We start from the raw sequence: 12,521 nt of genomic DNA, 5'->3' as shown, positions 1-12,521 counted from the left end.
CCGTAGGAGTCTGGGCCGTGTCTCAGTCCCAGTGTGGCCGATCACCCTCTCAGGTCGGCTACGCATCGTCGCCTTGGTGAGCCGTTACCTCACCAACTAGCTAATGCGCCGCGGGCCCATCTGTAAGCGACAGCTTGCGCCGTCTTTTAGCTTATCTACATGTGTAGATAAGAATCATCCGGTATTAGCTCCGGTTTCCCGAAGTTATCCCAGTCTTACAGGCAGGTTGCCCACGTGTTACTCACCCGTCCGCCGCTAACCTCGAGGAGCAAGCTCCTCTTGATTCGCTCGACTTGCATGTATTAGGCACGCCGCCAGCGTTCGTCCTGAGCCAGGATCAAACTCTCCAATGAAGTTAAGTTGATATAGCTCATAAAATTTAACGTTGGCTTCATTTCGTTAGAAATGAATTTTTTCTATGTTGACGTTTTTGTTTGTTTAGTTTTCAAAGAACAATCAAATCATTTCAGTGAAAGAGTACTATCAATGGAATAATTTTTCTTATTCAGCATTTTTTCTCAATCACTCAAAAGCGACTCTTATAATTTATCATATCTCTCTTCATGGTGTCAACAACTTTTTTCAAAGTCTATTTCGTTGTTTACATCGCTTGAAGAGGGCGAAATTTAATATAGCATGATCTAAAAATGTTTGCAATATGATTTTTAAATTTCTCGGTTCAGTTCATTATAATATTAAAATGAATCCAATTCATATATGTGTGTTACGATTTCTTCTCTCAAATAAATCTGTTTTCTTCATTTTTATTAATTTAACTTGCTAATTTAATTGGAAATTTTTTTCTTAAATTTTCTCTTGCAAGTAATATAAATTGAGGATATAATAACTCATGTACTTCATATCGGGGGCTTAGCTCAGCTGGGAGAGCGCTTGCATGGCATGCAAGAGGTCAGGGGTTCGATCCCCCTAGTCTCCATTATTTAAAACTCTTGCATAGCAAGAGTTTTTTGTTTAGTCTCCATTTTATTTTACTCCTTTATATAATTCACCCGTTTCTGCAATTCTGGCCGTATACTCTCTAAATTCCCGCCAAATTTAGCGGTATTAAAAATCATTTCCACTTTGTCTTTACCTATTGCCTTTTTCATTCTAAAAGAATATAATTCACATAAAACCTAGTTTATTAATCGGAATAATATACTTTATGAGGAGGTAGTCCTAATGCAAAACCATTTTCTTATTATTCATGGTTTAAACGGAAGTGGTCATGATCATTGGCAGACTTGGCTGGTACAAGAATTGACAGCCCGAAATTATGATGTTTCCTATCCTGTCTTTTCCAACTTTCATTCACCTAAAAAAGATAAATGGATCGGAGAACTAGCCTCCGCCCTTGACGCTATACCTAAAAATCGCCCATTAACCGTTATTACTCATAGCTTGGGATGTATTCTTTGGCTTCATTATGCAGCAAAGCTGAACAAAAGTATTGCTGATCGTGCAATTCTGGTGGCGCCGCCCTCACCAAGGGTAATCCTGGCTGAGGCAAAATCTTTTTTCCCTGTGCCTCTTGATAAAAGACCGCTGACCATTGCTGCAAATCAGACGTTATTCGTTCATTCTTCCAATGATCCCTATTGCAGCTTGGAAGATTCCCTTTTATATAAAAATATCGGGCTTCCATCGATCACTTTTCCAAATATGGGTCACATTAATACCGGGTCAGGACATGGAAAATGGCCATGGATTTTGGAGCAATGTCTGGAGGAAAAAAAGGCAATTACTGTCTAAAAAAGCTGTTGAGGTTCTTCTCAACAGCCTGTTGAACTATTATAAAAGGTTTTTAAAATTATATTTACCTAAAATATTTTCAATTTTTAATGCAACTGTTATATCTCCTTTTACTTTTACTTTACCAGTCATTAAGGCCATTGCACCGCTTAGTTTTCCCAAGAGGAATTTTTTAAAATGATCATAATTCAATTGCATTGTAACTTTTGGCTCTGCTTCCACTCCAGCCATAATCTTTAATGTATTATCCTCAAAATAATATTGATAAGTGCTGGGATCTTGATCTGTAACCTCAAATTGAACAACAGCGTTAAACCCTTGAATTGGTTCAGGATTTTCGTTAATAATTTCTGTAATTTTTTCGACCAGTTCTGATAATGAATACTCTTCAATCGCTTTTGTCACGTTAACTCCACCTCGCATTCTTATTTCAATTACTATGATACTAATACGTATTCGTATCACGCAATAAAAATTTTGAATTTTCTTAAAAATAGTGCCTGACACTGATAGAAAAGTGTCAGGCACTCCATCTTAAGCAAGAACCATTGCCCGTATTTTCTTTGCCGCTGCCGCCATTACCTTTAATTTTCCTACAGCGACTTCATCACTGTTCATTGGGCGCTGGGCGAAAGTACCAAAGCCGCAGTCAGGATTTAAAAAGATTTTTTCATCAGGTAAAAACTTTCTGACCTCCTGAACGCGTTCAATAATTTCATCGACAGTTTCTACAGTCTCAGTCCGTGGGTTAACAACTCCAAAGCCGATTTCTTTGCCGCCGAAATCGCGTATCGCAGCAATTTCACCGGCTCGAGGAGTAGCGTATTCGAGGATCAACTGATCCACCTTAACCTTAGACAAGTATGGGACCAACGGATAGTAGGGGCCGCGCAGCAATACCTGCTCCTGAGTGCTCCAATTTCCGCGGCAAACATGGACGCCAATCCTCGTGCCCCGGCCAAGCTTGCCGTCGGTTACTTGATTCATTAAATCCAAAGCGAAGGCAATTTCCTCCTCGGCATCGGCTTTTGCTGTCAAAGCACCACACATAAAGGTTCGATTGGCATTTTTCTGTGTGAACACAAGTTCCGTTAAAACCGGCTCATCAAATTGCACAAATTCAACACCTGCAGCAATCAAGTCATCCAGTTCCTCCCGTAGGACTTTCACAATATCTACGGCCAAATCCTCTTTTGTTGGATAGGCATCGATTGATAAGCCTTCCACCCACATTGCCCTGGTCAATAGATAAGGCCCCGGCAAGGCGACCTTTACAGCCTTATCGGTATGTTTTTTCAAAAATAAATAGTCATCAAGGGCAAGCGGCTTTCTGCGGCTGATGGTTCCAACCGCTGCCGGATTGGACATTGAAAAAGCAGGGACATCGAGAGTGCCAAGAATTTCTTCAAAACTGGCTTTGTCCTCGACGTATTCCAACAGCTCCGATACCGACAGCATGCGAACATTATTCAAATGCTCGGCAACAAAGGAAATAAAATTATCACGGCGCTGCTCGCCATCGGAGACGATATCGATGCCCGCCTCTTCCTGCCACTTTAAAATTTGCAAAATTGCCTGATCGGCAATGACTTGAAACTCTTCTTCCGTTATTCTCCCGGCGCGCTTATCACGCATCGCCTTTTTCACTGCCGTGGACCTTGGCCAGCTGCCAATCACCGTGGTGGGGAAAATAGGTAATGTCATATTTGGTTTACCCCCAGTTAAGATACAATTAAAAACTTTATAAGCGTACCCCATATCTAAAGCTTCAAGGAATTTGACAATTTTAAAAAACAATTGAAAGCTTTATCTCAATTGGTACAGCTTGTTTAAGAGTTTGATAGACAGGAGAACGGTCCAATGTATTACGCCAAAGTTCCTCCAGAACCGCTTCCTCTTCAGGAGAGGAGATATAAAAGGTCCCGGTGAGTTGATCCATCCTTGGGCTGCCTTCCTCATCCAACTCCAGATGATACAAAACGTTTTCCAATCCGCCCTTTAAGGAAAGTTCAAGGTGATCAATTTCGATATTTCTGCGGGAGGCCTGGGCCTTAAAACCCACCGTCAGACAGGAGGCAAGGGCTGCAAGTAAATAATCAATCGCACTTGGCGCATTTACCTTCGAACTAAAATCAGCCGGCTGCCCGGCAAGGAATTGATGATTCCGTGAAAAAACCTTTGCAGAAAGGTCTTTTCCACCTTGAACGCGGACACTCCACTGATAACCTTTCGCTGCTTGTAAATCTTGAGCCAGTTCTTTTTGAGCCGAACCCTTGGCAATAAAGTAGCGGGTTGTATTGTCACCAGGCTCTGAACCGAGAAATTGATGGTTAACCATCCGACACCAGGCTGGCAGGTCCTCGGCAACGGTTCGCTCCCTGCTGCGCACCTCCAAAATTTGGCCGTCCTCAAGCGGATCCATTGCTTTTTTAATAATTAATAACAAGCCTGAACCGCAATCCAAATCACCGCCATCGCAAACTGCATGTGGATTTTGCATCTGTATCACCTTATTTTAGTAAGTAATCGAAGCGGCGCCTTGGCTTAAAAACTCAACTAATTTGGCACCGCCAACGATTTTGGCACCTTCTACAAGATTTTCCTCATCCAAGCCGCGTTTTTTATAGCATGGGCTGCAGACCCAAAGTGTTCCACCGGCTTCGACGAATTGATCCATTAATTGTTTTAGCGGGGCAAAACCCTCTTCGTGGATGTCATCGGCATAGCCTTTAGATGCCAGATAGGCGCCTTCTACATTTAAAAAAACAACCGTTTCCTGACCTGACGCGACAGCAGCATTGGCAACAACAAAAGCAACTGTTGCTTTGTCAGGATCATTTTTTGCATTGGTCACACTCACTAAAAATTTTCCAGCCATAATACATTCCTCCAAACATTTTTTTAAGGCCAGATTCAGCCTTTTTCAATATAATAATGACTTATTTTGCCAAAGTCCTGGCGGTCAAGGAGAGTATGATGCTGCAATCTGCACCATGCGGGAATGTCTTCCCTGGCGCCCGGATCATAGGAAATTACCTGAATGATTTGTCCGCTCTCCATTTTTTTCATCGTTAGGAACAAATTCATGATCAATTCCCCACAGCCTGCAGGGCCGGCATCATAGAGTAAATCTGCTTGAATGTCCTGTGCCATCATTTTCTCTCCCTTTTAAAAAATCTGTTACCATTATTTCATTATAAAAAAGTGGTACACTAAGATAAATTCAATTTATCTATTTTGTCTATCATCATTAATCGATTATATGAATATAAAAGGAGAAAATTCCGATGGATTTACACCAGCTGTTTGTTTTCACAAAAGTGGTTGAACATAAGAGCTTTTCCAAAGCGGCAGAGGATGTCTTCTTAAGTCAGTCAACGGTCAGCTCCCATATTCAAGCTTTGGAAAAAATGCTCGACGTTAAGCTGTTTGACCGGGTTGGAAGGGAAACAATTGTCACACCATATGGGGAGCGTCTCTATAAATGGGCACTTAAACTTTTGCTGCTCAAAGATCAGGCATTGCTTGATTTAAAACAGGGCATGAATGATTTTCGCGGCGTGATCCAAATTGCTGCAAGTTCTGTTCCCGGTCAATTTTTGCTGCCTAAGATGGTAAAGGCATTTCGAGAACAATACCCTAACGCCATTTTTCAAATTACCCAATCTTCTTCAAAAACGGCTGTGGAGAAAATTTTGAATGGAATCGGAGATATTGGAATTGTCGGTCATGAATATGTCAGTGATAAGCTTCATTACATTCCTTTATTAAAAGAAAAGCTTGTACTCATCACATCGAACGAAATGGAAATAAAGGATCCAGTCAGCATACGTGACATGCTTAAGTACCCCTTTATTATGAGGAATACAGACTCCGGGACAAACGCCATGATTGAGCGATTTTTAAAGAAAAATAATAGGACCAAAGAGGATTTAAATATCGTCGCTTATACCGATTCCGGGCAAAGCTTGATGCAGTTTGTCATGCAGGGGATTGGAATCGCAATTATTTCAGAAATTGCGGCAAAGGAATATGCCCATCGCAATCTGCTAAAATGTCACGAAATAAATGAATACGATGATGAGCGATATTTTTACCTTGTTTACAATGTCAACAAGACACAATCCATTTTATCAAAGTTATTTATCGAAAAAGCTGCCATTTTGGCTTAGTTTTCAGTTAGTAAATGAGGCTGAACTTTCTTAGGTTCAGCCTTTTTTGCACAGATCTTCAATTATCTTATGGTTTCAGTACCACTTTAATACAATCTTCCGTCTTTGTATCAAACACTCGATACCCGTGCTTTGCCTGCTCAAGGTGTAAGGAATTTTCGAAAAAAATCAGCTGTATCCATTCCTGCTTTTCGAAATGGTATGCAGCTGATTCCAATTATTTTACGGTATGGATTTCCTTTAATTTTTGCTTATCAATCTTCCCCACATGGGTTTTCGGAAGCTCATTGACAAAAATAATTCGCTTTGGAATTTTATAGCGTCCCAGCTTTTTACAGCAATAGTCCTGTAATTCCTCCTCTGTCAGAGAATCAGGCTGTTTTGGGGCAATAAATGCAGTGACAATTTCGCCCCATTTATCATCGGGTAAACCAAGAACAGCGACTTCGTCGACCGCCGGGTGTTCAGCCAGCCATTGTTCGATTTCAAGCGGATAGACATTCTCTCCGCCAGTAATAATCATATCCTTTTTTCGACCAACAATGTAATAGAAGCCTTCTTCGTCCTTTTTCGCTAAATCCCCGGTATAAATCCAGCCGTCTTTGATTGTTTCTGCTGTCGTTTGGTCCTGATTCCAATAAAACGAAAAACCATGTTTTCCTTTTATTAAAAGCTCCCCAACCTCATGCGGTGCGGTCTCACTGCCATCCGGCTTGACTAATTTAATTGAATTAAACAACATCGGTTTGCCGACAGAACCGCGTTTCACTAATGCATCTTCCGGACTAATATAAAAATTATTTGGTCCCGCCTCGGTAAGACCATATCCCTCTTTAAAGGCCAGGCCTTTTTTTCGAAAAGCATCGTAAATTTGATAAGGGCAAGGCGCTGCTCCCGATAAAAAGATTTTCATATGCGGGAAGGTACTTCTTTGAAATTCTTCCGTTTGAATCAGCATATGATACATCGTTGGCACAAGGAGGATATTGGTGCAACGGTAGCGATTCAGCGATTGCACTGCTTTTTTTCCACTAAAGGACTCGCCAATCACCACCGTTCCGCCCACCATCAAAATCGGAATACATAAAGCATTTAGGCCCCCGGTATGAAACATTGGCATATAGTTTAACGTTATATCATCCTCCGCCAAACTCCAGCTTACGATTGTGTTCAAAGCATTCCAGAATACCGCTTGATGGCTTAAAACCACACCCTTAGGTTTCCCGGTTGTTCCACCGGTATAAATCATCAATAGTGGGTCGACTTCAGAAATACTTTCTAGAAATTTTTCTTTACCTGAAAAATATACCATTTCCTCAAAATCTGTAGCTTCGATAAAGAAGACGTCCAACTCAATATCAATCAGATCTGCAAATTTATCTTTGAACTGGCGGTGAATACCAATTAAACCAGGGGTGCAATCCGCCAAAATTTCCTTTATTTCATGAACAGATAAGCGCCAATTCAACGGCACCAGAATGGCACCTATTTTTCCGCAGGCAAACAGCAAATCAAAATAACAGATATGGTTTGGAGATAAGAGGGCTACTCGATCCCCTTTCTTAACGCCGCGCTGGCAAAGCCAGCCAGCAATTGATTTTGCCCGATTATTTAAGTCCTTAAATGTCCATGTCATGTTTGTGCTTTCGTCTATAATCGCATCCTTATGAGGGGATAATCTAGCCCGATGTTCCAGCCAATCCAATTCCCAATTCACCGATAACCGCTCCTTCACTACTAGATGGACCTATTTTACTTAGTTTTAGTTACAGCGCAGTTACAGTTGAGCTAGGCCAGCAAGCAGAACAAAAAAACGACCCCGTGAGGTCGTTCGCACAAATTAAATGGAATTAAATGGAATTAAATGGATTTACATCATGATGCCGCCATCCACGTGGAGCACCGTTCCATTCACATAGTTTGCTTCATCGGAAGCAAGGAAGAGATAAGCGTTGGCAATATCCTCCGGCTTTCCCAAGCGTGCCAGAGGCACCATTTGCAGCATTTGCGCCATCACTTTTTCCGGCACCTTTGCGGTCATCCCAGTTTCAATAAATCCCGGAGCAACGGCATTGACATTAATCCCTTTTCGTCCCAGCTCCTTCGCCCAGGTTTTCGTCATCCCGACGACACCGGCTTTCGTTGCCGCATAATTCGTTTGCCCGACATTTCCATAGACCCCGGAGACTGATGATGTATTGATAATTCTGCCGCGGCCATTTGCTAGCATTGCCGGCAGTACAGCCTGGGTACAGTGGAACACACCTGTTAAATTGACATCCAGCACTTTTTGAAAATCGGCTGTTGACAGCTTCGCCAGCATTGCATCTCTGGTAATACCAGCATTATTGACAAGAATATCGATTTTCCCATAGGCCGAAAGAACGTTGGTAACCATTTCATCGACACTTTCACGGTCGGCAACATTTACCTGAAAAAAGCTGACATCATAGCCCTTTTCTTGGAGCCCGCGAGCTAGTTCTTCACCCTGCTCGACATTAAAATCTGCCATTGCCACCTTCGCGCCTTCACGGGCAAATATTTCCGCAGCAGCGAAACCAATTCCACCGGCTGCTCCTGTGATAATCGCCACTTTATCTTGTAATCTCATTTTACCTTTCCTCCAAAAATTGATCCATTGCATTCAGTAATTGCGGCAGATCATCCACTAGCGGTGAATGGCCGCAATTTTTTAGCTCTACATATGTGGCTTTTTCTCCTAAATCCTCCAGCAGTTCCTTTGTCATTTCTTTTATAACCACCATATCGCGGTCCCCTTGCAAAACAAGGACTGGGACGTTAATTAAATCCACTTTGCCGTTCCCATCAACAAGCCCGTTATGATGATGGCTGATATTAAAGGTATTATTGGCATGATGCACTTCAGCCAGATTCCTTTGTGTCCGCATATCTTGAACATATTCATCATACCGTTCCGGGGCGGGTTGATTATGGGTGTAGATAACGGAATTCCAAATCAATTTTAAAAGGTGCGTGTCATTGGTGTCATAGGCAGTTTGTACCGGAATGGTGCGGATCAAGTCTTGTTTAATTTCAGCATGCGAGGTAAAGCGCCGCGGTTCATCGGTTTCATTTATTTTCCCATCAAACGGATAGCCGCGGGTCGATTCCGATGCCAGCAAAATCAGCTTATTGCAGTACCCCGGATAATCTGCGGCAAACTGCATCGCAACTGCTCCGCCCGTTGACCAGCCGACGGCAGCGAAATCCTTCAGGCCAATTTCGTCGACGAACAGCTTCACATCATCGGAAAAATCCTTGATCGACATGATTAACTTATGATAGCTGGAGCCGCCAAAGCCCCGCAGGTCAACAGCATAAAGTTTATATTTTGCATCCATATTTTCCAGTACCAAGTCCCAATGCTTCGATGAAGTCATATTTCCATGGATGAGTAAAACCTTTATATCGCCGCCTTCCCTCTCACGGTAAGTCAAAGTTTCACCATTCGGCAAAAGCACTTTTTTCATGGACACATTCACCATTTCCATCACCCTTCCCCCATTTAATCGTTGTCGCTCCCCAAGCGTAACCAATACCGGCACTGACCAACACGACGACATCTCCATCCTTGATTTTTCCTTGCTCCAATGCCAGCTCCAATGACAAAATCTGATCAATTTGTCCGATATGTCCATAGTCTTCCAGATAAATCGATTGCTCTTCGGACAATCCTAGTTCTTTTAATACATATTCATGGGCCGATTTTTTCATGTGAAGAATAGCTAAATAGGACAGGTCTGCTTCGCTATAGCCGCTTTTCCTTAGTGATTCGCGAATCACCTTTAAAAAATTACCCATCGACTTTTGCTCCAAGCGCTGTTTCATCCCTTCAGGATCAAGCACATCCAGCTTGTTCAGGCGTCGATCAAGCGCCTCTTTTGTGATTGGATTTTTGGTACCGCCAGCAACGACGACAACATCCTCGGAAAAAGAACCGTCCGTGATGATCTCTGTTTCCAATAATAGATTTTTATCAACATCCTTTTGCAAAAGAATGGCCCCGCCCCCGGCACCAAGATTAAACATGAACCGGGATCTAGGATTTTCGTAATCAAGGAAATCAACGTTGCGGTAACCGCCGGCAAGCAGGACCGTGCGGATAGATGGATCGGCCAGCATCATACTTTTGGCGACTTTCAGAGCCATAACAGTTGTCCCGCACCTTAAAGCAACGTCAAAGGCCCAGGCATTCAGCGCGCCTACCTCTTCCTGTAGTTTAATCCCGGCTGTCCAAACCGGATACTCCTTATGTTCTTCGCCAATATAAATGACGAGATCAATCTCCAACGGGTCGATTCCAGCCTTGGCAATGGCCTTTTTTGCTGCGATAATCCCCATCTGACATGTATGATCTTGGGCACCAGGGAGATACTTTTTCCTAATTCCCATTTTTTCTTCGACAACAGCAACAGGGAGTCCTGCCAGTTCAGCAATCTTTTTTCCTGTTAAAAATTCCTCAGGAAGATAGATCCCCGTGCTTACAATTCCAATATGCAACACCATCACCTGCTCTTCTAAACATCCTCAATCATCTTCGCGATATAGTTCATCGCTTCGCCCAACGACTCAAATAAGGTCTCCCGTTCCTCCTGTACATGCGTAACCTTAATGCGCCATTGTCTTCTGCCTGTTTCCTTCTCTACCGCTGCCAGTTGAAACCGAACAACAAAGGACACGATTTGATTGCTATCCATTAGCTCCACATTCATCCCGCCATTTTTTCTTCTTTTTTCACTGCATGCTGCTTTTTCTTTTTCCAGGAAAGGGAGCTTAATGTTCCAACAATGCCTTTCGGAAAAAACATCACAACCAAGATGTAGATAATCCCAAAAAAGATAATCCAGCGTTCAAAAATGGCATGCTCCTTCGCCAGGGCTGTCAGCCAATCGTGGGCAAATTCAATGATTCCCGCTCCGATGATGGCACCGACTAATGTCCCGACACCGCCAATAATTGTCATCAATAAAGCATCAAGAGTGATGTCCATGGTAAATACACTTGTATTCACAAACCTTAAGGAGACGGCGTACAAGACCCCCGCAATCCCTGCGAGCACGCCGGAAACGACACTGGCCGTTATTTTATAATGCAGGACATGATAACCTAATGATTCGGTCCGCTGTTCATTTTCCCTAATCGCCTGCATGACCCGGCCGAGCGGTGAATTGGTAAACCGCTTGAGAAGCAAAAAGACAGCAACCATCAAAAACAGACAAAGCCAGTAAAAATGGGTCCGGTCAATGAATTGCTCCGGAACTCGAAAGGTAAAACCATCATTTCCATAGGTCATGGACCTCCATTTTTCTGCTAATACAAGGAAAAGCCCTGATAACGACAAAGTTAACATCGCATAGAAATGGCTTTTTAACCTTAGTGTCAGCAAGCCGACTACAAAGCTGACAATTGCGGTGAGGGCAATCGTCATCAACACTGCCAAAAGGAAATACCCAAGCGTTGGTTCGAACCGCTTCATAAAGATGCCAATCGAATAAGCGCCGATCCCGAAAAACATCGCGTGTCCAAAGGATACGATACCGGTAAAACCAAGCAGCAAGTCATAACTCATCGCAAAAATCGAAAAGACAAAGATCTGGGTTAATAAAATAAATAGGTTTCTTGATTCATAGACAAATGGCAAAAGGACCAGAAAAGCTGCCACAATTAAGATGACGGCTGTCATCTTATTTCCCTCAATCAATCGCATATGCTCACCCCTTTGCTCCAAATAAACCCTGCGGTCGAATAATCAGGACAATCGCCATCAAGAGCATGTTTACTGCTAGAGACAAGTCAGGGACATAATACGCCATAAACGAACCGGAAAGTCCTACTAATATGGCGGCCAGCACCGATCCTTTAAAATTTCCCATGCCCCCAATTACCACAACAATGAATGCCAAAATTGCAAATTCCATTCCCATACCGGCATGGATCACACCAGAATAAGGTCCTAAAAGAACACCGCCGAGTGCCGCCATTCCGGCACCCATCATAAACACAAACATAAACACCTTCTGGATATTAATTCCAAGCGATTGAACCATTTCTTTATTCATCACACCCGCCCGAACAACCAGGCCGATTTTGGTTCTTTTAAGAACAAATTGTACCGCAGCAAAAATGAACAGCCCGACTAAAATGATAAAGGCACGGTACTTGATAATAATGATGCTGCCAAGCTCCCAGCTCCCCTTCAAATAATCAGGAGGCGACGCCATGATTTGATTCGGGCCCCAAATCACCTTCAGCATTTCTGATAAGACAAGCATCAGGCCAAGGGTGATTAAAATCTGCTGAACATGATTGCCATATACCGGTTTGATAATCCACCTTTCGGTTATGATTCCCAGTATAAAGCCTGTCAGGATGGCGCCGATAATCCCGGCCAGAAAACTGCCGGTTTGTGAATAGATCCAAAGACCGCTGTAGGCACCCCAGGCAAACAAACCGCCATGTGCAAAGTTCAGGACATCCATCAAGCCGAAAATCAAGGTAAGACCGGCGGCCAGCAAAAAGATCAGCATCCCCGTTGCCAGTCCATTTATGGTTAAGTTGATAATCAAATCCACCCAG

14 protein-coding genes, 1 tRNA gene and 1 rRNA gene are annotated in these 12,521 nt (G+C 42.9%); 3 read left to right on the top strand and 13 right to left on the bottom strand.

The window, feature by feature from the left end; all coding sequences use genetic code 11:
• Positions 1 to 353 (bottom strand): 16S ribosomal RNA (locus JK635_RS20390); the annotation flags it as partial.
• A 511-nt stretch (positions 354 to 864) separates the two neighbouring features.
• Between JK635_RS20390 and JK635_RS20385 the strand changes: the two genes are divergently transcribed.
• A tRNA-Ala gene (locus JK635_RS20385) sits at positions 865 to 937 on the top strand.
• 245 nt (positions 938 to 1,182) lie between these two features.
• The gene (locus tag JK635_RS20380) at positions 1,183 to 1,752 is read left to right on the top strand and encodes an RBBP9/YdeN family alpha/beta hydrolase (RefSeq protein ID WP_202655760.1); all 570 of its coding nucleotides are present in this window, start codon (positions 1,183 to 1,185) and stop codon (positions 1,750 to 1,752) included.
• Between the two features lie 39 nt (positions 1,753 to 1,791).
• Here JK635_RS20380 and JK635_RS20375 read toward each other — a convergent pair whose 3' ends face one another.
• The 5 genes from JK635_RS20375 to JK635_RS20355 all read right to left on the bottom strand — a co-directional run bounded on the left by JK635_RS20375 (position 1,792) and on the right by JK635_RS20355 (position 4,908).
• On the bottom strand, positions 1,792 to 2,157 hold the full coding sequence (locus JK635_RS20375) for an SCP2 sterol-binding domain-containing protein (protein ID WP_202655759.1): 366 nt from the start codon (positions 2,155 to 2,157) through the stop codon (positions 1,792 to 1,794).
• Positions 2,158 to 2,286: 129 nt separating this feature from the next.
• Positions 2,287 to 3,456 carry a cobalamin-independent methionine synthase II family protein gene (locus JK635_RS20370; protein ID WP_202655758.1) on the bottom strand — a complete coding sequence of 390 codons (1,170 nt, stop codon included), beginning with the start codon at positions 3,454 to 3,456 and terminating at the stop codon, positions 2,287 to 2,289.
• Between the two features lie 82 nt (positions 3,457 to 3,538).
• Complete coding sequence (locus JK635_RS20365; RefSeq protein WP_202655757.1) at positions 3,539 to 4,252, bottom strand: sulfurtransferase TusA family protein; 714 nt, start codon at positions 4,250 to 4,252, stop codon at positions 3,539 to 3,541.
• Positions 4,253 to 4,267: 15 nt separating this feature from the next.
• The gene (locus tag JK635_RS20360) at positions 4,268 to 4,630 is read right to left on the bottom strand and encodes a DsrE family protein (protein WP_202655756.1); all 363 of its coding nucleotides are present in this window, start codon (positions 4,628 to 4,630) and stop codon (positions 4,268 to 4,270) included.
• A gap of 35 nt (positions 4,631 to 4,665) precedes the next feature.
• Entirely contained in the window at positions 4,666 to 4,908 is a 243-nt protein-coding gene (locus JK635_RS20355; protein WP_235888261.1) for a sulfurtransferase TusA family protein, read from the bottom strand.
• A gap of 131 nt (positions 4,909 to 5,039) precedes the next feature.
• Here JK635_RS20355 and JK635_RS20350 point away from each other — a divergent pair, with 131 nt between their 5' ends.
• On the top strand, positions 5,040 to 5,924 hold the full coding sequence (locus tag JK635_RS20350; RefSeq protein WP_202655755.1) for a selenium metabolism-associated LysR family transcriptional regulator: 885 nt from the start codon (positions 5,040 to 5,042) through the stop codon (positions 5,922 to 5,924).
• 217 nt (positions 5,925 to 6,141) lie between these two features.
• Here the strand turns inward: JK635_RS20350 and JK635_RS20345 are convergent, their stop codons facing one another.
• The 7 genes from JK635_RS20345 to JK635_RS20315 all read right to left on the bottom strand — a co-directional run bounded on the left by JK635_RS20345 (position 6,142) and on the right by JK635_RS20315 (position 12,517).
• Complete coding sequence (locus tag JK635_RS20345; protein ID WP_202655754.1) at positions 6,142 to 7,641, bottom strand: acyl-CoA synthetase; 1,500 nt, start codon at positions 7,639 to 7,641, stop codon at positions 6,142 to 6,144.
• A 153-nt stretch (positions 7,642 to 7,794) separates the two neighbouring features.
• A complete protein-coding gene (gene fabG / locus JK635_RS20340; RefSeq protein WP_202655753.1) occupies positions 7,795 to 8,535 on the bottom strand; it encodes a 3-oxoacyl-ACP reductase FabG in 741 nt (246 codons plus the stop codon).
• Between the two features lies 1 nt (position 8,536).
• On the bottom strand, positions 8,537 to 9,415 hold the full coding sequence (gene phaZ / locus JK635_RS20335) for an intracellular short-chain-length polyhydroxyalkanoate depolymerase (RefSeq protein WP_235888260.1): 879 nt from the start codon (positions 9,413 to 9,415) through the stop codon (positions 8,537 to 8,539).
• Positions 9,387 to 10,451, bottom strand: coding sequence for a 3-oxoacyl-ACP synthase (locus JK635_RS20330; RefSeq protein WP_202655752.1), 1,065 nt, complete (start codon positions 10,449 to 10,451; stop codon positions 9,387 to 9,389). The genes phaZ and JK635_RS20330 overlap by 29 nt, the downstream gene beginning before the upstream one ends.
• An 11-nt stretch (positions 10,452 to 10,462) precedes the next feature.
• On the bottom strand, positions 10,463 to 10,642 hold the full coding sequence (locus JK635_RS20325) for a hypothetical protein (RefSeq protein WP_202655751.1): 180 nt from the start codon (positions 10,640 to 10,642) through the stop codon (positions 10,463 to 10,465).
• An 11-nt stretch (positions 10,643 to 10,653) separates the two neighbouring features.
• A complete protein-coding gene (locus JK635_RS20320) occupies positions 10,654 to 11,652 on the bottom strand; it encodes a branched-chain amino acid ABC transporter permease (protein ID WP_202655750.1) in 999 nt (332 codons plus the stop codon).
• Between the two features lie 4 nt (positions 11,653 to 11,656).
• Entirely contained in the window at positions 11,657 to 12,517 is an 861-nt protein-coding gene (locus JK635_RS20315) for a branched-chain amino acid ABC transporter permease (protein WP_202655749.1), read from the bottom strand.
• Positions 12,518 to 12,521: the final 4 nt, after the last annotated feature.

Origin of the sequence: Neobacillus paridis, from assembly GCF_016765675.1 — a bacterium.
Taxonomy (GTDB): domain Bacteria; phylum Bacillota; class Bacilli; order Bacillales; family Cytobacillaceae; genus Neobacillus; species Neobacillus paridis.
Note: the sequence above shows the minus strand (reverse complement) of the source record. Positions and strands in the feature narration are given on the sequence as shown.